The following is a 19,512-nucleotide window of genomic DNA, read 5'->3' as shown; positions in this document are numbered from 1 at the left end:
AAGCCGTCAGAACTGATAACTGATATCATGTCCGCTTAAATACTTATCATATATTGGGGGCTGGTAATAGGTAATAGGTAATCGGTAATGGCTCACAACAATTACCTATTAGCTATTACCAATTACCGACCAAAACAACCATATTATAAGTAATTAGCCGAACTTGATATGATAACTGATAACTGATGTCCCCTGCTATACCAAATCGAAAAATTCCGCCTGAATATCTACGGCTTCAGGTGGAATAAATTTCTGATTATCTAGAGTTTATTGTTATTGAACAGTTAACTAAAGGGCTTAAGAGAGAATTTGCTGACCCCAAAATCAACACAACTTACAAGTTGAAGTATCAAAAAAAATATGTCTTGTAAAAAATTATGCTGCACAATTAGCAGCTAATAATTAAAACCCAATAAAGATAATGTATTCAGAATTTTGTCAACATATTCTGAATCATTTGTCATTGCACAAAATTTAACTTATGAGATTTAGGTACGCCTGATTCCGGAATAATTTAATTTTTTATGTCAAAGGAATTATGGGTCATAGTCACATCAAATACCATGAATGAAATTGTCTTGCTGATGACGGGCGTATTAGCAACAAAACAACCTTCTACGTCCATTGTACCCAAACAGCCTACAATTCAGCTTGACCAAGGCAGGAAAAATTTAACCCAGAGTGAATCATCTCAATTAATAGCGAGTGCTAAAATCACGCCACCTGAATTTACAAGGCTTAGTGAAATTTCCGCAAATATTAAAGCTAATTACCAACCAAAAAATTACAAATCTTTCTTAAAAAATCCACAAAAAGTTGTAGCAAAAGACATATATAGCTTATCTGAATTCAACAATTTTCAAGCCGTCAGGGTGAAATTTCCCTGTGAACCACGTCTGATATCCCAAAGGTTTCGCAAAAGAGTTGTAATTGCGAGAAGGTCTACAACTCGTCGCAATTTACCAACACTACGTTTTGGTAATTCTGGTCTTGCTGTCCGGGCTTTGCAAAGGTTATTAATAGCTAAAGGCTATGCTATTCGAGTTGATGGTAATTTTGGTGCGCTGACAGAAACGGCTGTGAAAGCGTTTCAAGTTCAGAGTAATCTTGTAGTAGATGGGGTAGTCGGGACTAATACTTGGTATTCGTTAACAAGATAGTCAACAGTCATATCTGTGAAGGTTGGTAATGAGTAATAGGTAATGGGTAATGGGAAGAAAAATACAGTTTACCAATTACCAATTACCAATTACCAATTACCAATTACCTAGACTTATGCTGTTCTAGTAATTGTTGCGCTCTGGGTTTGTAAATTAAATAGAATAATGACTCAAGGTAGCGCAATAAATCCTCGCGGTTTTCTTTGGAGTTGAAATTCCAGAAGCCATAAATTCGGGCTAATGATAACAGCTTGGTTGTGTGGATTTTCCAAGTATATGTACTATATACTCGGTCAATTGCTCGCTGAGAAATGCTATGCCAATAGTTGGGGTCTTGGTCGCATTTGGTGACGAAATCAACAATTTTTGCGGCTGTTTCTTCTAGATGGGTGGGGTTAATGTAAAAGCCATTAACTTTGTCTTGAATAATTTCTAATGGGCCTCCAAATTGAGTGGCGAAGGTGGGTAAGCCGGAAATCATTGACTCCAGAATTGTTAAACCAAAGGCTTCAAATAATGCAGGCTGGACAAATATACCTTGATGGTCAGCAATGACGCGGTAAATTTCACCAGAATCATTTTTGGAAAGGCGCACACCCAGCCAGCGAATTTTCCCGTACAAATTGTATTCTTCGATGATGTGGTAGAGTTTGACGATTTCATCTCGTTCTTCGTTATCGCCTGATTCTTCCACACGCAACTTACCTGCAACTAAAATTAAGTTGCAATGTTCTTGCAAGTCTTTACTTTGACCAAAGCATTCGGCTAAACCGGTGAGGTTTTTGATCCGGTCAAGACGCGCCATTGAGAATAGGGGGCGTTTGTTGGGGTCGTCGAGTTTACCGAAGATTTGGCTAGGATCTTCGAGGGTAAACAACATTTCTTCCAAACGAGCGCGATCGCTTTCTACTCTATCTTGAGTCCGGGTGTAGGGGAAGTAGGAATTTTCATTCACCCCAGGCGGGACAACGTTAAATTTGGGGCTAAATAATTCAATCCCGTTCACCACATGATACAGTTCCGGCATGGTGAAGCATTTGTAAGACTCATATTGTCCTACACTATCGGGTGTACCCACAATTTCTTGATAGGTGCTGCTGACAATAAAGTTAGCAGCATTCATGGCGATTAAATCAGCCGTAAACTGTAATGAGAAGTGATATTTCTCTTCTAAATCTTGCCAGTAGAGATTACTAAACAAGTATTTGGATTTTTCCAAAGCGTGGGCGATGTTGCATTGGGTAACTTTCATCCGTCGCGCTAACAGGAACGCAACTAAGTTACCATCGGTATAGTTACCCACAATTAAGTCTGGTTTGCCATGAAATTCTGCTAGGAGTTCTCTTTCTGAGTCGATGGCGAAGGTTTCTAGATAAGGCCAAAATTCAAATCGAGAGATCCAATTTTGCGTCATGTTGGGGTTGAACTCCCGCAAGGGGACACGCAAAATCCAAGCGTTTTCTGTACCGTATACTTTCTCTAATCTTTGGTTACAAAGGGTTCCATCACTGTTAGGAATTAAACGGGTGAGAATAATAACTTTGGGTTTGACGTTTAACTCACTTAAACCAGCTAACTCTGTGTCTTCTTGGAGTTGCTTTTCTAAGGTCTTGGCTTGGTCGAGGACATACACCACCTGACCACCAGTATCGGGACGACCCAGCACACCCTCTTGTCCGAACCAACCGTGGGCTGATACTAGGACAATTCTAAAAATCATCGGGATGCGGGAAATGAAGGCTTCCAGGGTTTGGGGGTCGGGAGAATCAATCAATTCATCGAGGATGCTTAAGGTATCGCGCACACGGGCTGCTGTATTACCCCAACCCGGCTCAAAACCCATCGTTTGCAATTGTACACGAAATTGATCATAGGGTTCATCATCGGGGCGATCGCTCACAAAGTTGATGGCTTTTTTAACTTGTTGCGATAATTGCTGCTGTGATTGAATTTGGTAGTTGATGAGTAGCTGGATACCGTTGTAATTGTGCAGGCGCAAGAAGTTAAATAAACCTTCTAGCCATTGTTTTGCGTCTTGAAACAGTTTACTAGATAAATAGCGGTTGAGATACTGTACACCCTTACCGATATTTTTGGGGTCGCGGATGGTTGGGGTGTAGTCGTAGAAGGGGCCGAAGTCTAATTCTAGCAGGTCGCCTTCGTGGGGATGGTATTTGTTGACTAGGCGATCGCGCAGATCCAACAATTCTTGCACAGTCATCGATTCCGCCGCTAATTCTGAAGTAATTCGATATACTTCTTGACTGGCAATTTTGGGACGAATGATAAAGCAAAAGTTGGAATCTTCTTGAATTATTTCTTGAGTATAGTAGATGAGTTTACCTAAAGTGGAAGAATGATAAAACGTTTCTGGTTTTTGTGACTTAGCGCAGTATTCACTATATACATTCAGGATGTCATTCCGCAGCAGGTAATTTTTGTCTTGCTGACGCAACTCGCTCATAAAAGCACGCAAATCATTCTTCTCTTCACTATCTAAGATTGCTTGAATTAATTCTGACATATTCACCCCTTAAATGAAGATTTGATTTATTTGTACTGCTTGTGTCAGTTGTGGTTTTGCACTGCTTTAATTCACCATCCCTTTATGGGTGGGATTAAAATTTATCAAACCCACTCACTATTGACCAATGACCACTGACAAAACTCTATCCCCTCGTGGGTAGAGTTTTGGTTGGCTTTCTAGGGTGCGCTTACAACCTAGAATCTCAACAGGTACAAATACAAAAAAACACAGATAAATTCTTCTACCTGTGTTTTATCAGCCGTATCAATTCTTGTTCTCATTCACTTAGAATATCGATAACTAGGTATTATTAACTCTAACTAAAGGTAGACAATTTTTTATACTATAGATATAGTTTGCCAACTTAATAATTTACCTATATAATTTCTACTATGATTTGAAAATGTTATGAGTTGGATTGCCACAATTTCAGCCTGCACTGAGTAAAAAATTATCATCTCTATTGGCTACACTCTCTTGCAGCATATACTTTAAAAAAGTACTAGCAGCAGGAGATATCCACCTGTTCTTGAGAGAAATTATTTGCCACTTCTGAACAAGTGGGAACCCCTCAACATTGAGAATAGATAGTTGATTTTGTTGTAATTCTGGATTTAAGGTATATATCGATAAAACTGCCAGACCTAAACCGCAAAGCACCGCTTGTTTAGCTCCTCTATTGCTATTTACCTCTAATTTCACTGGCAATTTTGTGTCATGTTGCGCCAGCAAAGTATCGACAGCTATGCGATTTTCTGAACCTTTCTCTCGCATAATAAATTTTTCCTTTGCCAACCGCTCTAAGGAAATATATGCTTGATTAACCAGAAGATGATTTGATGGCGCAACTACCACTAAAGAATTATCGAGAAATGGGTTGATTTCAAAATCATCTTTTTTTGGTGGGTAGGTAAGAATGTAGAAGTCATCCATATTTTCCTGCATTCTAGTCAAAATTTCTTCATGATTGGTAAACTCAAATGCAATTCTAATATGAGGATGCTGTGGACAAAATGATTGTAGTAATCTAGGCATGATATACTTGAGTGTTCTGACAGCAGAGACTTTTAATTGACCTTGTTCTATATCTTTTAAATCAATCAACTTTGTGTCAAAATCTCTTAAACATTGAAAAATTTCTTTGTAGATAATTAAAATTTCTTCCCCTGTAGGTGTTAGTTGAATACGATTATCTACATATTCAAACAATGGTGTACCAATTGTTTCCGTTAGCTGTTTAATATGACGCGATACCGAAGGCTGGGTAGTGTAGAGTTCTGCGGCTGCACGAGTGAAACTTTTGTGTCGTGCAGCCGCTTCAAAAATTCGCAGATGTTCCAAACTCAGGGAGTTTAACAGGCTATCTCTGTGGATTAAATCTAAATAATTGTTCATAAAGATAGGTTTAGAGACAAGCTAATCACAGGTATACGTAACCAGCACTTAGCTGTATCTTAATATTAATATAAGAATTATGAGGAATTTGTGAGGAATCAATTACATTTTTACTAAATTTGTAAATTTATTTACACTACCTGTCTCAGTTGTTGGGACTTGTTTAAGGGCTTCCAGATAAAAAAAATATCCAAAATGTCAGGTGCGTCAGCAAGAGAAACCCTAGCCATACCAAGAAAATATTGATACTGACTCACCCTGCTAACAATCAACTTGGATGATTTATTATTTGGTATTCTCTAATACCTCGAATTAATTTGTCTACCGTCTTAATATCAAACTACCACGATCAAGCGATCGCCTAACTTCCACCCAGGCGATCGCTTTTGTGGCAAACTACTTTTTATACCAAACAGTCCGCCACTGTTTCATTTGCTGAATTTCCCCTTGCTGCGCTTTAATAATTGCTTGAGCCAAGTTCTTAATTTCCGCGCGTTGCGATTTCTGTAAAGCATCTTGCGCCATCACCACCGCTCCTTCATGATGGGGAATCATCGCATTGATAAAGCGTAAATCAAACTCAGCATCAGCCCCGCCTAAATCTTGGCTCATCATCATCGCTTCCTGTTGCTCGGATGACATCGCCATCATGTGACCCATTGTCGCATCATAAGCCATCGCTTGATTTCCTGCCTTGGGATACCAAGCTGTGCGCCACCGCTTCATTTGCGCGATTTCTTGGTTTTGGGCTTTGATAATCTCAGCCCCCAACTGCTTAATCTCCCTCCGTTTTGACTTCTGCTGTGCAACATTCGCCATATCCACAGCCCCTTGATGGTGCATAATCATGGCATCAATGAAGCGCAAATCATAATTAGCATCTGCTGGGCCTAAATTCATTGCTTGGCTGTGATGATGATGCTGCTGATTGCTAGCATCAGTTGCAGTGGGTTGAGAGGCTTCGGTTTGGGTTTGAGAATTTGTAGAACAAGCAGTCAACACCCCTCCTGTAAAGGATGTCAGCACTACAAAGCCAAACGCCAAAAAGGTATTTTTTACATAAGGGCGTAGCATTCAATATTATCTCCACAGCGTTCTGCTGACTCTATTGTGAACTCTCCAGTTAGCTAGAGAGTCAAGTGCTATTTTGGGGGAAAGGGGAAAGGGGAACTGACTTTTCACGTCATGTGGAAAAGCTAACGACAGACCTAACCCCCCAGCCCCCTTCCCTAGTAGGGAAGGGGGAGAAATCAAAGCCTCTCTCCTTGTAGGAGAGAGGTTTGGAGAGAGGTCTTCCAGATCCCGTGAAAAGTCAGGAAAGGGGAAGGGGGAAAGGGGAAGGGAACACCTGTCACCTGTCACCTGTCACCTGTCACCTGTTTAATAAAAAAACCCGCCAAGGCGGGGTGAACACAACAACACTATGAACTATGAACAGGGAAATCTAAGCAAACTGTCTTAATTCAGCCTCTAGTTGCCGAATTAATCTTTCATCGCCTTTAGCTCTGGCTACTTCCAAGCGATGCTCTATATTTCTTTGAATATTTTGTCTGTGTACTTCTTGAGCAGCACTATTTACCTTGAGTCTACCTTGGCTCATAGGATTAACCTCTTAATCTTTCGCGTTATGTCTGTTATTTATAACATAGCATAATTTTCGTAGTCTATGTTACAGAAAATTTTAGTTTAATATACATATTGTTGCCAGTTATGTTAGAAAATTGGATAAAAAAACCGCTTGTGACGTTATTGAGCGATTTTGGCGATCGCGATGTCTACGTGGCGGTGATGAAGGGAGTTATAGCCCAAATTAACCCCAAGTTGGGGGTAGTGGACTTAACCCATCAAATACCGCCGCAAAATATTGCTGCTGCTAGGTTTTGTTTGATGAATGCTTATCCCTACTTCCCAGAGGGGACGGTACATATAGCGGTGGTAGATCCGGAGGTGGGTAGTCAAAGACGAGCGATCGCAGTAAAATTAGCGAGTGGGTTTTTAGTAGGGCCGGATAATGGCATATTTAGCGGCGTATTAGCTCAAACTCCCGCCATTACAGTCGTTGAGTTAACAAATTCCCGATACTGGCGCATTCCTCAACCGAGTAAAACCTTTCATGGTAGAGATATTTTCGCCCCAGTCGGCGCTCATCTTGCAAGTGGTGTATTGATTCAACAATTGGGAGATGAAATTGACCCAACCAGTTTAGTACAGATGAAGCTGGAAAACTGCACTCAGACAGAAACAGGTTGGTCAGGCTGCATTCAATATATAGATTACTTTGGTAATTTAGTTAGCAATATTCCAGGTGATTATACGCAAAATAAAAAATGGTATGTCCAAGTTGGTGATTTAATCATTCCAGGGTGTAATACCTATAGTGAAGTGCAGACAGGAGAAGCACTAGCTTTAATTGGGAGTCATGGCTGGGTAGAAATAGCCGTTAATAGCGGTAATGCACAATCACAGCTACAAATCAACTTGCAAGACCCTATAGAAGTTATTAGTTTAAACTAGATCACAGTTGACCAATTACCAATTACCAATTACCAATTACCAATTACCAATTACCAATTACCAATTACCAATTACCAATTACCAATGACTACATCAGAAGTTTATCAAGGTCAGTTTGGGGAATTTACTATTGAACAGAGCGATCGCAATGGTGTGATTATCTATCGTTCTGCCTTAATGGTAGCCGCCTTCAGCTTTGCCATTGGCAGCGCTTTAGTATTATTCAACCATAATCCTCTAGCCATCCAAGCACTGACACCCTTATATACTTGCTTCAGTCTGGCGCTGGGCGTAAGTTTATTAACAATTCATATATACCTTGCACCCTTGCACAGACTATTACAAGCGTTTTGGTTAATTGGTAGCATTGCTGCATTTTATGTAGGACATTCTGACAGCCAACCTTTTGCTGTGACTGTCTACAACCAACCCCTAACTATATTAGGAATTGGTTTTACCTTCGCTGCTTTAACAGGAATTTATTTCAAAGAAGCATTTTGCTTTAATCGTTTAGAAACCAAAGCCCTAACCTTAATAGTTCCCTCACTTTTACTAGGACATTTAGTAGGTATTATACCCACTCAAGGGGAACAAATTCTATTAGGAACTTGGGCAATATTATTCATAGTATTTGCTGTACGTAAAGCCATACAAGCCATTCCCCCCGATATCGGCGATAAATCAGTATTTGCTTATCTCAAACAAAAACGCTCGATAACTGATAACTGACAACTGATAACTGACAACTGATAACTGTCCCCGATACCTTAGCCCCAAATTTGGGAATAATCAACCAAGTGGGCGTGAGGATGAGAAAGTGGGAGAAGAACGGGCATATTGGTTAGCTTGGGCGCAAATTTCGGGAATAGGGCCTGTTTTGCTGCGAAGATTACAGCAGCAATTCGGGACATTATCAGCAGCGTGGAATGCTACACCATCTCAGTTAGGGAAAGTTGAGGGTTTTGGTTTACAGACGTTGGAAAAAGTGGTAAAACAGCGATCGCGTCTCAACCCAGAACAATTACTCATCCAACACGCACAACAAAACCCCCATTTCTGGACACCAGCAGACGCACAATATCCTCGTTTGTTATTAGAAACTCCCACCCCACCCCCAATTCTCTACTATCGGGGTGTGGTGGAAATGGAAGAAAATCTGGGAAACATACCCCTAGTTGGCATTGTCGGGACACGCCAGCCTTCAGAATATGGTATACGCTGGACGCGGCAAATTAGCACAGCTTTAGCCAAAAATGGCTTCACCGTAGTTTCCGGTATGGCGGAAGGAATAGATACAGTCAGCCACAGTGCAGCCATGAAAGCCGGGGGACGAACAATTGCAGTTTTAGGTACAGGTGTAGATGTCGTCTATCCCCATAAAAATCTAGACTTGTATAAGCAGATTCTTACATCTGGAATAGTTGTCAGTGAATATCCAGCCAAAACCCCACCCGATCGCACACACTTCCCCCGCCGTAATAGAATAATTGCGGGGTTAAGTCGTGCTGTCTTGGTAATGGAAGCGCCAATTAAATCTGGTGCATTAATTACAGCTACCTATGCCAATGATTTTGGCAGAGATGTTTATGCACTCCCCGGAAGATTGGATGATATTCCATCTCAAGGCTGTTTAAAGTTAATTAGTCAAGGTGCTTCCACAATTATTAAAGAAATAGACGAACTATTAAAAATGTTGGGAGCAATACCACAATTAGATGTAGTAGATAAATCAGCAATACCAGAACAGTCGATTGTGCCTAGTTTACCACCAGAACTGCAACAAGTGCTGGATGCGATCGCCTATGATGCTTTACCCTTCGATTTAATTATCCAACAAACAGGCATGAATGCAGGCTCAGTTTCCAGCGCCTTATTACAGTTGGAACTGATGGGTATAATCTCCCAACTCCCAGGAATGCGATATCAAAAATGTTAAAATTTGTGCAGGCAGGGACAAATCAATTCAAAAAACCACGTTTTATGTAAACATGGTCACTAAATAGATGCCCCAGTGGTCTATCGCATTAGTTATGATAGCTTCTATATCCCCGACTTCTTAGAGAGGTCGGGGATTTGAACACCCATAACACCACAAAATTAATGGGACAGACCACTACATCGACATCCATCCCAGGCTCATCATTAACGGAACGTGATCCGCAGGTAATTGAATCATTAATGCCGATTTGGGAATGGTTTTATCGTTACTACTTTCGAGTCAAAACTGATGGATGGCATCATATCCCAACAGAAGGTAAAGTGCTGCTGGTTGGTTCCCATAATGGCGGCATCGCTTCCCCTGATTTGATAATGATGATGTATGATTGGTTTTCTAGATTTGGCACTCAGCGTTTAGTGTATGGACTTATGCACCCTTACGCTTGGAAAGTGAATCCACAAATAGCCAACCTAGCACAGAAAATAGGAGCCATTGTCGCCCATCCCAAAGCAGCTAGTGCGGCATTTGATATTGGTGCTAGCGTCCTTGTTTACCCTGGAGGACAATATGATATGTTTCGTCCTCACAGCCAACGGTATAAAATTAATCTTGCAGGGCATCGTGGCTTTATTAAATTAGCCTTGAAAAAAGAAGTACCCATTGTTCCCGTCATATCAGTGGGCGCTCATGATACCTTAATTATTTTATCTGATTGCCACGATTTGCTAAAACAATTGCAGCAATTGCGCTTACCCTGGTTAGATCAAGTAGACCCTGGAGTTTTTCCCATATACTTGGGTTTACCTTGGGGTTTAGCTATTGGGCCTTTGCCAAATATTCCCTTACCTGTGCAGATTCACACTCGTGTGTGTCGTCCAATTATCTTTGAACGTTATGGCACAGATGCAGCTAGAGATCGTAACTATGTGAATGAATGCTATCAATTAGTCTACACCCAAATGCAACAAGAATTAGACAATTTAGCCCAAACAGCAACCAGCCGAACCAATTGTTAATCTGATATCAACAGGACTTACGCCACTGGCACTTGGGGTAGGGTGCGTCAGATGTGGAAAATCCCTTGATTTGTTCCGAATTATCACTGCTGACGCACCCTACAGTTAGTTTCAAGGTTTGTAGTCAGGACTTTAGTCCTTTTCCCCGGACTAAAGTCCTTACCTTTCAAGAAACACAACTATTCCCTATTTTCTGTTACCTGTCACCTGTCACCTGTGTTTCTTAAAAGTTATCCAAGAGCTGTAACGTCATAACCAAAACTGTTTGTAATCCTCAACATACTGGCGTATAGTTATCGGTGAACGATTGAGCAATTGTTCTGTATCCGATGTGATTTCACTTGCTAATCCTAATCGAGCAGTTGTGTAAATTGCTATCATCACCAAAATATAGTCCATCGATAAACCGGATGAACGCATATGTTGAACAAACTTGAACAAAGAGGGATTATAGCTTATTGGCTTACCTAAAACTGATGTGAAGATGTCTGCAACTTCGTAATAAGTCAAGGCTTCTTTGCCTGTAAGTGTGTAGGCGCGTGACTGATGCCCACCTGCCATCAAAGTCTGCACTGCAACAGCCGCAATATCCCGCACATCGATGAAACTAGTTTTACCTTTCCCTGCCGGCATCAGCAATTCACCACGAGTTTTGATATCTTCTTGGTGAGTGGTGTTGAGATTTTGCATAAAGAAGCCGCACCTTAAGAAAGTTGCAGGTATACCCAATTGATTAATATAGCGTTCAATTTTTGAGTGCGGTACAAAAGAGTTGCCTTCGGCTCCCTGTAAAGAAAGAAACACGATATGCTCAACGCCTGCGAGTTTTGCCGCATTTAAAGCTGGGGCAATTTGTTGCCGAACATTAGCCAGCGCAGGCGGACGCAGTAGAAATAGTTGATTAACTGCTTGAAAAGCTTCGACAAATGTGTTGGGATTGGTAAAGTCAAAGGGGATACAATCGACATGATTTCCTAATATCTGTTGAGCGCTTGTAGGATTTCTGACTGCTGCACAGACATGACAATTTTGCAATAGCAGCAAGCGCACAACTTCTTGCCCGACATTTCCCGTCGCACCCGTCACTAAAATTTTCAGCATCATTAGCCATTCCTACTACAGCTAGCGATCGCACATTCTACTCAATCGTCGCTCACTAAGGTAAACTCGCCTAACACCAACGATACTACAATCTCCGACAAATCCTCATCCTCTACTTGGATTAACCAGCGTTGCTTTGCTGTACGATCTGAGTTTGATTCTCGACCACAGACTACCCCATATTTTCCAGCTACATAAGCAGGGTTTAAAATCAGGACTCTATCTCCTACTTGAATACGCTCTGAGTTTTCCAATAACACTCCTGACACTATAGGCTTTGGCAATGATTAATGCTTGTTTATACATTGTATAATTTTAACCAAAAATGATGTATTTGATAATCTTCTCTTAATCTATTTAGTGTTAAAGATTGTGATTTCCTGACCAAAGTACAAAAACTATTGCTTTTTATTCCCATATATGCTGAATGGGAAACTTTAGACGAAAAGAGTTTACACAAGCACTGATATATATCGAACAGGAAGCATTGGGTAAAGGTGAATATTTGTTAGGCGATGAGTTTAGCCTGGTTGATATCAGCTTTTATCCTTGGTTTGAACGTCTACCACTGCTAGAACATTTCCGTAAATTTACACTCCCAGCAGAAACACCGCGTTTGCAGACATGGTGGAATTTATTGCGCGATCGCTCCTCAATTCAAGCAGTAGCAAATCCTGTAGACTTTTACCTAGATAGATTTGCCAAAATTCTTGGTGAACCTGTTCCTGTTGGTGCAGCACAAAAATAGAATACAGCAATCTGGTTAAGGACGTAGGGACATACAGATGTACGCCCCTACTTTCATTTGTAATTAATAATGCGGTTCAGTTAAACCTCAAAGTTGTATAAATCTTGTCCAGAGAATTATGCAGCTTAAAAATTTATTGTTGATCAAGTATCTCAAAACTCTGCTGTTGAAAAAGCAGTTTAGACTCCTTCTCTCAGTTAAGCTCGTTGCGATTAGGTGACGGCAATTGCATTATTTCAGAAAAACGTGAATACTTAACTTCATCTGTAGGAGGATAATCTGCCGACACAGCAATTAACCCAATTTTGATATCCTCAAAATAGATCACACCCCCAATACGCCGTTCAACTAGGAAAGGGGCATGAAAAAAATGGTACTGTGCAATATAAATCAGGAAAAAGTCGGTAATTTTTATTTTTTTACCAAACATTTGCTCTACAGTTTTGTGGATGACAGTATCCAGAAATTTATTATGAGCAGGCTCACCTAGTTCAATGAATTCTGGATGATCCGCAAAATTATCCATATAAAATGACCAGATACTAGACAAGTCTGATTCAAGAGTTAGTTTTTGTTTAAGTTCCTGCAATCGGTTGATATTCATAGTATTTCATAGTATAGATATTGATGAGGTGAGACAAGCGGACAGCACTGTTAAAAATCGAGTAGCGTGGCAAGACTAAAGTAGTGCATTAGGTAAAAGTCTATCATCTGCGTTCATCTGCGTTCATCTGCGTTCAATTTTTCTCAAATCTATTGCCACATTTTAGCCCGGTCACGCCACTACAGTTAGTTTGATTATGACACTTGCGTAAGTCCTAAACTTAGTAGAACGTGAGTTCGATGAACCTCTCCCTCCCAACCTCCCTCTCTCTTGAAAAGTTCTGATCGGAGGAAACCTCCGCTCAGACTTTTCGCTCCTAAAAGGCGTTCGCGTAGCGTCTCCGTCAGGAGATGGGTTGGGGGTGAGGTCAAAACAACGCTTGTCGAACTCACGTTAATAGAAGCTATATTTTCCGGGTCGCAGTTAGCGCATACTCTGTGCGAGTTTTGCTGCTTGAATAAATAATTTAATAAAACGGCAATTAATTTACAAACTGAAATTAGTTTTGAATTATAGCACTAATTGCAGCATAGTGTGTTTTGTAATTTGGTAAAGTAGCTTGAGCTTGTTGATAAACAAAGCTATTTTTAGGAATAGTTTCTAATAATTTAATTGCCTGCTCCCATTTATCTTTTGCTTGTTGCCATGCTGACAGAGAATTAGGCGCATTTTTCATAAAAAATGCAGCTTCGTTAGCTAGTTTTTGAGCTAATTCTAAGTTGTTGAAAGCTTGACTTTCCGAGGCAACTTTTTCATTGATGGCTTGATAATTACGCCGATAACGAATCAGTCTTTCTTGGGCTTTGGCAGAAACAGATGTGCCTTGAGGAATTTGGTTTAAGAAATTAATTGCTTGCTGCCATTTGCTTGCGGCTTGTTGCCATCTTGTGAGAGGATGGGGCGGATCTTGTGCAAGAGTAGAAGCTTCTCTCCCTAGTTTTAAAGCAGATTTGAAGTTATTAAGTGCTTGTGTTTCTGGGTTAATATTTTGCTCAGTTTGCTGAAGTTGATTAATTGTGTTTTTAATAGTCCAACTACCAAGACTCAAAATAGCTACAGTTGCAACTGCCAAGATAGTTATACGTCCTAACCCAGATGTAAATAAATTATTAGTTAATTCTTTGATATTTTGACGTTTATAGTTCTTTTGATTTAAACTTTTTTGTGCCTGTTGTTTTAATTGCTGACATTGACTCAAGTAGGTAGTAAGCTTATCTTGAAAAGTTTGACAATCATTTAGGATATCGGTTAATTCCTGAAACTTACCTTCACTAGAGATGATTAATTCATGAGCATCATCTAACCATTCTATAGAAAAGCCTGATTGACCACAAAATGAGGAAATTGCCAGAAAAATAGTTAATAAACCTTGGCTAGATTTAATAGTGTTGATGACGTATGCTAATCTATGTTGAGTTTTTGATATATCTTCTTCAATATGAAGTATTTGCTGAATTTGTTTGTCTAAATTTCGGGAATCACTGAAAGCTAGCTTGATATTTATACTTTTTCTTAAACGTTCAATTTGATTTGTTAAACTGGGGTAATTGGTATCTAAATTTACTTGATTGATGAGGTTATTGTCGCTTAAAATATCTGCGGCGATCGCCTGCAAGAAATCACCCCATTCAATCCAGTAATCAATTTTGGATTTTAAGGTATCTAAACATATCTCAATTTCAGGATTACCAAACTTTTCAGTAATTAATTTGGTGTTACCACTAATATTTGGTTCGATGTGAAAAATACTAGGTACTAATAAACGTCTTGTGGTATTTACGCGGGGTAGTGTAGCCGTAGCTTTATGGGTGGAAGAACTGGTTTTTTGGGCGATCGCCTCCGTTGACATCACTTGTTGAATCTGGCGTAATTGTTCCTGAGCATGGTTAATCAGGACAACTTGTTGTATGATTTCCTGAGAATTACCTAAAGTAAGTCTCAAGCCATAAACTATTTTTGGCAAGTTATTAATAAGTGTTTGTAAATCAGTCATAACTATGAGGTAGGGTCTGGGGACTGGGAAGAGAAATTTTTCTGTTCTTTTTGTGTAACTTGAGCGACTGTCTGGAAAATATTGTTGAGTGGAGGGTGCATGATAGAAATTTTCATGTTTGCTTGGGAGGTGTGAGTGTTTAATTTTCGTCTAGTTGTACTAGTGTTGACTAATTGTTAAATCATAGAAACGATAGATTTATATTTCCCAGAAACTCTGCTAAAGTAACGAGTCCAGATTTAGTCATTAGTTAGGAGTAATTGCTTATTCACCCCATGTTTCACCCTTTCTTTCAGGAGACTACGCAAACCGGAAGCTAAACCTACATCTTTGCACCCCAGTACCAAGTCCCTAATCCCTATGAATGAAATTGATTTAGCTTTTACCCCAGCGCTAGAGTTAGCGCAATTAATTCGGCGAAGGGAATTGTCGCCGTTGGAGTTGGTAGAAATTTATCTAGAAAGGATTCAACGGTTAAATCCCCAATTGGGAAGTTACTTTACGGTGACAGCAGAATTAGCGATCGCCGATGCGAAAGCCAAGACAGAATTACTCACCACAACTTCCGAACTACCGCCGTTTTTTGGTGTCCCCATTTCCATCAAAGACCTCAACGCTATGGCTGGTGTCCCTTGTACCTACGGTAGTCCAGCGTTATTAAACAACATCCCAGAATTTGATGATGGGGTAGTGACACGCATCAAGCAAGCAGGATTTATTATTCTCGGTAAAACTGCAACTTCTGAACTAGGTTCATTTCCTTACACAGAACCTACGGGATTTCCCCCAGCTAGAAACCCTTGGAATTTAGACTACACACCAGGCGGTTCTAGTGGTGGGGCGGCGGCCGCAGTCGCAGGCGGACTCTGTGCGATCGCTCAAGGTTCCGATGGTGGCGGTTCGATTCGCGGGCCTGCGGCTTGTTGTGGTTTGGTGGGGATTAAACCAGCCAGGGGTAGGGTAAGTAAAGCACCCGTAGGCGATCGCTTGGCGGGGATTGCCGCTAATGGGCCAATTGCCCGCACTGTTGCGGATGCGGCGGCGCTGTTAGATTCTATGTCCGGTTATGTTACGGGTGATCCCTACTGGCTACCCGATCCCGAACCTTCATTTTTAGTAGCTGCACAAACACCACCTGCTAAGTTACGAATTGCCTTTACAACTGGTGTCCCTCCTTTGGGAGTAGCAGACGCTAATTGTCAGCAAGGAGTAATGCAAACAGTGGAATTATTAGCACAATTTGGTCATCAAGTCGTAGAAAAATGCCCAGATGTTAACGCTTTGATAGAACCTTTCCAAATCGTTTGGCAATCTGCTGTAACTGCATCGGGTTTTCCCCCGGAGATATTACAGCCTCTCAATCGTTGGTTATTAGCCCGGACTGGGACTGTAGCTGAGTATATTCAAGCAGTCTATAAAATGCAGATAGCAGCAAGGCAAATCGTGGCATTTTTTGATGATATAGATATATTAGTCTTGCCAGTGTATTTACACTCACCCATCCGCGTAGGAGAATGGGCGGCTTTGAGTCCAGAAGATACATTCCAACAAATTATTAACTGGGTAGCCCCTTGTCCAGTCGCCAATGCTACCGGACAACCTGCGATCGCCTTACCTGTAGGGTTTGATAGTCATGGTTTACCTATAAGTGTGCAGCTAATCGCCAAACCTGCGGCCGAAGCCACTTTAATCAGCGTAGCCGCACAAATAGAAGCCGCTAACCCTTGGATTGGGCATCGTCCAGCCTTTGCCATCTCCAATTAATTACTTATGAAATACTTGGTCTAGGTAGTGATAAGTAATATCATGTCCGCTTAAACATTTATCATATAGTGGGGTTTGTGAATAGGAAAAAACAATTACCTATTACCCATTACCTATTACCGACCCTAGCAAGCATATCGTCAGTAATTAGCCGGACTTGATATCACAATTAAACACAATTCGACGATTTTTGATAGCAAATATTTTGCCGACTATCTTCTATTATTTGACTACAGGGTAGCATTACTTGCACAACAGTTTTTTCTTGTGGCTTGCTCTTAATTTTGAACTTGCCCCCATGTATTTCAGTTATGCTTTTAGCAATCATCAATCCTAACCCTGAACCTTGCTGTTCGTAGAGTTTCCGCTCAAATTGCTGATAAGCCCCTAATTCAGCAATTTGAGCGGCTGTGATTCCTCGACCATGATCAATGAAAGATAAAATCAATTGATTGTCAATCACCTGACCTTTAACTTGAACTAGACTACCTTGAGGGGAAAACTTAAAAGCATTATCAACCAATTCTTCTACAATCTTAGCAAGTTTTGCAGTAGAAATATTTACCTGGCATGGATATAATTCTAATTCTAAATCTGCTTCTCGTCCTGCCTTTTTTGCCTTATCACTCAGAATTTCTATTATTCCTAAATTAGGAAATATAGTAGTTTGACTTTGTAAAAACTCAATCTGCTCTGGATCAGTTCTAATAATTTCCAACTCTGCATAGGTAAGAAACTTTTGAATTAATTCAAATAAACGTTCACCAGATACATAAATAAATTCTGCCATTTCCTTAATTGTTTGGGAATCAAGGCTATCACTTTCTTCCTTAAGAATTTGTGAAAATCCTAATATCCCATTTAAAGGTGTTCGCATTTCGTGGGGCAGAGATAAAGCGATACTATTACGTAAATTATCTAGCCTTCTTTGATTCTCATTTTTAATTGTAATATTCTTTTCTAATCGACAGGCGATCGCAGCTAATAAGTCTTTCCTTGTAAAAGGTTTAACTATATAATCATCTGCTCCCATTTCCATACCTTGACGGAAGTCTGTTTTGTCAGACCTAGCAGTGAGAAATATTACCGGAATAATTGCCGTTTCTGGACGCTGACGTAGTGTTTTTAATACTCCATAACCGTCTAATTCCGGCATCATGACATCACAGAGAATCAAATCAGGAATTTCTTCTTGAGCTAATTGCACACCAACAAGCCCATTATCAGCCTCAACTATATTAAATCCTTCGCATTCTAACAAATCTAATATATTTTGCCGCACATTAATATCATCTTCAATCACAAGAATTTTATTCATATTAGCTTATGCAATAATTAGTTAATTATATTAACTTGTTATAGATGATTTGTTAAAGTGATGGTAATTATCTATTTTCCAATATAGCAGAGGACAGGGAATAGTCTCAAAAGCCTTGTTCAAGGTTTTACGATTAATTCATATTCTCTACCAACATCAGTAAGTAATGATGGCATGAAAATCTAATCAATTGTCAAGGCTGAATATCTTTTACACCGGCAGATGTTTGTTATTCCATAGGAAATTTTCCAATTCTACTGCTGGTAATGAGCGACTAAAGAGAAGACCTTGCACGGCATCACATTTATTTTGTTTCAGGAAGTATAACTCTGATTCTGTTTCCACACCCTCAGCTATTACGCGCATATTCATGTTGTGTGCCATCTCAATCAAGGCTTTAGTGATTGCTGATTTTTGTCTATCTTTAGCCACATTGTGGATAAAATATCTATCAATTTTTAATGTATTGACTGGCAAATTCTTCAGATAAATTAAAGAAGAGTAGCCTGTACCAAAATCATCAATCGCTATTCTCACACCCAAAGACTGCAATTCATTCATCGTAAAAATAGCACTATTCAAATCCTGCATAATCATGCTTTCAGTCAACTCTAATTCCAGATAATGGGGGGCTAAATTATTAACTTTTAAAGCCTGAGTAATCTTTTGAATCAAATCAGGTCTATTAAACTCCATTGCTGATAAATTTACAGAAATAGTCAAGCAATCTACACCAGAATCATGCCAAGTTTTCACTTGCTGACAAACACTCGCTATCACCCATTGACCAATCGGTACAATTAAACCATTAGATTCTGCTAAGGGAATAAACTCCGCAGGGGAAACATAACCTAATTCGGGACTGTGCCAACGTAACAGACTTTCCGCAGCAATTATTTTTCCCGAAGTGATATCAACTATAGGCTGATATTGCACCTCAAACTCTTGAAAATCTCGTTGCTTAATCGCTCTATGTAGACTCATCTCCACCAACTGAGTTTTTGGAGAAGAAATTTTTACTCCAGATTGATTGATTAAGTGTTTTTTTAAAGTAGCTTGTCTTTCTAAGCGATTCATGATCGCACTGAGTAATTCCGCCCTAGTAAAAGGCTTAGTTAGATAGTCATCTGCGCCCATATCCATACCTTGGCGGAAATCGGCTTTGGCAGATTTTGCTGTGAGAAAAATAAAAGGAATGGTAGCCGTTAAGGGTTCTTGGCGTAATGCTGACAAAACTCCGTAACCATCAACTTCCGGCATCATCATATCGCACAAGACTAAATCAGGAAATTCTGCCATTGCTAAATCTATGCCAATTCGCCCATTAGCAGCAGACACAGTATCGAAATCCTCTGCTTGCAGCAAGTCTAAAATGTTCTCTCTAACTGAATCTTCATCTTCAATTACTAAAATTTTAATCATTATTAACCTCG

General features: G+C 40.0%; 16 protein-coding genes and 1 pseudogene. 7 read left to right on the top strand and 10 right to left on the bottom strand.

Going from position 1 to position 19,512, the window contains the following annotated elements; all coding sequences use genetic code 11:
- Positions 1-524 precede the first annotated feature (524 nt).
- Positions 525-1,160, top strand: a complete 636-nt coding sequence (locus H6G83_RS20015) for a peptidoglycan-binding domain-containing protein (protein ID WP_242044702.1) — start codon at positions 525-527, stop codon at positions 1,158-1,160.
- Between the two features lie 103 nt (positions 1,161-1,263).
- Here the strand turns inward: H6G83_RS20015 and H6G83_RS20010 are convergent, their stop codons facing one another.
- The 4 genes from H6G83_RS20010 to pirA all read right to left on the bottom strand — a co-directional run bounded on the left by H6G83_RS20010 (position 1,264) and on the right by pirA (position 6,682).
- Positions 1,264-3,684, bottom strand: a complete 2,421-nt coding sequence (locus H6G83_RS20010) for a sucrose synthase (RefSeq protein ID WP_190475521.1) — start codon at positions 3,682-3,684, stop codon at positions 1,264-1,266.
- 432 nt (positions 3,685-4,116) lie between these two features.
- The gene (locus H6G83_RS20005) at positions 4,117-5,082 is read right to left on the bottom strand and encodes a LysR family transcriptional regulator (protein ID WP_190475520.1); all 966 of its coding nucleotides are present in this window, start codon (positions 5,080-5,082) and stop codon (positions 4,117-4,119) included.
- A 396-nt stretch (positions 5,083-5,478) separates the two neighbouring features.
- Positions 5,479-6,156, bottom strand: coding sequence for a DUF305 domain-containing protein (locus H6G83_RS20000; RefSeq protein ID WP_190475516.1), 678 nt, complete (start codon positions 6,154-6,156; stop codon positions 5,479-5,481).
- A 370-nt stretch (positions 6,157-6,526) separates the two neighbouring features.
- Complete coding sequence (gene pirA, locus H6G83_RS19995) at positions 6,527-6,682, bottom strand: arginine synthesis PII-interacting regulator PirA (protein WP_190475514.1); 156 nt, start codon at positions 6,680-6,682, stop codon at positions 6,527-6,529.
- Between the two features lie 110 nt (positions 6,683-6,792).
- Between pirA and H6G83_RS19990 the strand changes: the two genes are divergently transcribed.
- The 4 genes from H6G83_RS19990 (at position 6,793) to H6G83_RS19975 (ending at position 10,551) form a co-directional block, all read left to right on the top strand.
- Positions 6,793-7,596 carry an SAM hydrolase/SAM-dependent halogenase family protein gene (locus H6G83_RS19990; RefSeq protein WP_190475513.1) on the top strand — a complete coding sequence of 268 codons (804 nt, stop codon included), beginning with the start codon at positions 6,793-6,795 and terminating at the stop codon, positions 7,594-7,596.
- 84 nt (positions 7,597-7,680) lie between these two features.
- Positions 7,681-8,325: a DUF2301 domain-containing membrane protein gene (locus H6G83_RS19985; protein WP_190475512.1), complete on the top strand. Its 645-nt coding sequence runs from the start codon at positions 7,681-7,683 to the stop codon at positions 8,323-8,325.
- Positions 8,326-8,413: 88 nt separating this feature from the next.
- Complete coding sequence (gene dprA, locus H6G83_RS19980) at positions 8,414-9,532, top strand: DNA-processing protein DprA (RefSeq protein WP_190475509.1); 1,119 nt, start codon at positions 8,414-8,416, stop codon at positions 9,530-9,532.
- A gap of 164 nt (positions 9,533-9,696) precedes the next feature.
- On the top strand, positions 9,697-10,551 hold the full coding sequence (locus H6G83_RS19975; protein WP_190475593.1) for a lysophospholipid acyltransferase family protein: 855 nt from the start codon (positions 9,697-9,699) through the stop codon (positions 10,549-10,551).
- A gap of 249 nt (positions 10,552-10,800) precedes the next feature.
- Here the strand turns inward: H6G83_RS19975 and H6G83_RS19970 are convergent, their stop codons facing one another.
- Positions 10,801-11,655 (bottom strand): SDR family oxidoreductase, encoded by an 855-nt coding sequence (locus H6G83_RS19970; RefSeq protein ID WP_242044700.1) that lies wholly within the window; start codon positions 11,653-11,655, stop codon positions 10,801-10,803.
- Positions 11,656-11,693: 38 nt separating this feature from the next.
- Positions 11,694-11,936 (bottom strand): hypothetical protein, encoded by a 243-nt coding sequence (locus H6G83_RS19965; protein WP_313936557.1) that lies wholly within the window; start codon positions 11,934-11,936, stop codon positions 11,694-11,696.
- Positions 11,937-12,094: 158 nt separating this feature from the next.
- Here H6G83_RS19965 and H6G83_RS19960 point away from each other — a divergent pair.
- Positions 12,095-12,400: pseudogene (locus tag H6G83_RS19960) on the top strand (glutathione S-transferase C-terminal domain-containing protein); the annotation flags it as partial.
- A 193-nt stretch (positions 12,401-12,593) separates the two neighbouring features.
- On the opposite strand, the gene H6G83_RS19955 reads toward H6G83_RS19960, so the two are convergent.
- Together H6G83_RS19955 and H6G83_RS19950 are read right to left on the bottom strand one after the other, a co-directional pair.
- Complete coding sequence (locus H6G83_RS19955) at positions 12,594-13,004, bottom strand: hypothetical protein (protein ID WP_190475506.1); 411 nt, start codon at positions 13,002-13,004, stop codon at positions 12,594-12,596.
- A 499-nt stretch (positions 13,005-13,503) separates the two neighbouring features.
- Complete coding sequence (locus tag H6G83_RS19950) at positions 13,504-14,997, bottom strand: hypothetical protein (protein ID WP_190475504.1); 1,494 nt, start codon at positions 14,995-14,997, stop codon at positions 13,504-13,506.
- 360 nt (positions 14,998-15,357) lie between these two features.
- On the opposite strand from H6G83_RS19950, the gene H6G83_RS19945 reads away from it, so the two are divergent.
- Complete coding sequence (locus tag H6G83_RS19945) at positions 15,358-16,761, top strand: amidase (protein WP_190475500.1); 1,404 nt, start codon at positions 15,358-15,360, stop codon at positions 16,759-16,761.
- Between the two features lie 169 nt (positions 16,762-16,930).
- Here H6G83_RS19945 and H6G83_RS19940 read toward each other — a convergent pair whose 3' ends face one another.
- Together H6G83_RS19940 and H6G83_RS19935 are read right to left on the bottom strand one after the other, a co-directional pair.
- Positions 16,931-18,079 carry a hybrid sensor histidine kinase/response regulator gene (locus H6G83_RS19940; protein WP_190475498.1) on the bottom strand — a complete coding sequence of 383 codons (1,149 nt, stop codon included), beginning with the start codon at positions 18,077-18,079 and terminating at the stop codon, positions 16,931-16,933.
- Between the two features lie 210 nt (positions 18,080-18,289).
- Positions 18,290-19,501 (bottom strand): EAL domain-containing response regulator, encoded by a 1,212-nt coding sequence (locus tag H6G83_RS19935; RefSeq protein WP_190475496.1) that lies wholly within the window; start codon positions 19,499-19,501, stop codon positions 18,290-18,292.
- Positions 19,502-19,512: the final 11 nt, after the last annotated feature.

Origin of the sequence: Anabaena azotica FACHB-119 (genome assembly GCF_014697625.1) — a bacterium.
Classification (GTDB): domain Bacteria; phylum Cyanobacteriota; class Cyanobacteriia; order Cyanobacteriales; family Nostocaceae; genus Trichormus; species Trichormus azoticus_A.
This window is presented reverse-complemented; position numbering and strand designations above follow the sequence as displayed.

Excerpts from the sequence above, each read along its gene's own strand:
- H6G83_RS19940 (WP_190475498.1), bottom strand. The coding sequence starts at position 18,079 with ATGAATAAAATTCTTGTGATTGAAGATGATATTAATGTGCGGCAAAAT.
- H6G83_RS19950 (WP_190475504.1), bottom strand. The coding sequence starts at position 14,997 with ATGACTGATTTACAAACACTTATTAATAACTTGCCAAAAATAGTTTAT.
- pirA (WP_190475514.1), bottom strand. The coding sequence starts at position 6,682 with ATGAGCCAAGGTAGACTCAAGGTAAATAGTGCTGCTCAAGAAGTACAC.
- H6G83_RS19935 (WP_190475496.1), bottom strand. The coding sequence starts at position 19,501 with ATGATTAAAATTTTAGTAATTGAAGATGAAGATTCAGTTAGAGAGAAC.
- H6G83_RS19945 (WP_190475500.1), top strand. The coding sequence starts at position 15,358 with ATGAATGAAATTGATTTAGCTTTTACCCCAGCGCTAGAGTTAGCGCAA.
- H6G83_RS19955 (WP_190475506.1), bottom strand. The coding sequence starts at position 13,004 with ATGAATATCAACCGATTGCAGGAACTTAAACAAAAACTAACTCTTGAA.
- H6G83_RS20015 (WP_242044702.1), top strand. The coding sequence starts at position 525 with ATGTCAAAGGAATTATGGGTCATAGTCACATCAAATACCATGAATGAA.
- H6G83_RS20010 (WP_190475521.1), bottom strand. The coding sequence starts at position 3,684 with ATGTCAGAATTAATTCAAGCAATCTTAGATAGTGAAGAGAAGAATGAT.
- H6G83_RS20000 (WP_190475516.1), bottom strand. The coding sequence starts at position 6,156 with ATGCTACGCCCTTATGTAAAAAATACCTTTTTGGCGTTTGGCTTTGTA.
- H6G83_RS20005 (WP_190475520.1), bottom strand. The coding sequence starts at position 5,082 with ATGAACAATTATTTAGATTTAATCCACAGAGATAGCCTGTTAAACTCC.
- H6G83_RS19970 (WP_242044700.1), bottom strand. The coding sequence starts at position 11,655 with ATGATGCTGAAAATTTTAGTGACGGGTGCGACGGGAAATGTCGGGCAA.
- H6G83_RS19990 (WP_190475513.1), top strand. The coding sequence starts at position 6,793 with ATGTTAGAAAATTGGATAAAAAAACCGCTTGTGACGTTATTGAGCGAT.
- H6G83_RS19985 (WP_190475512.1), top strand. The coding sequence starts at position 7,681 with ATGACTACATCAGAAGTTTATCAAGGTCAGTTTGGGGAATTTACTATT.
- H6G83_RS19975 (WP_190475593.1), top strand. The coding sequence starts at position 9,697 with ATGGGACAGACCACTACATCGACATCCATCCCAGGCTCATCATTAACG.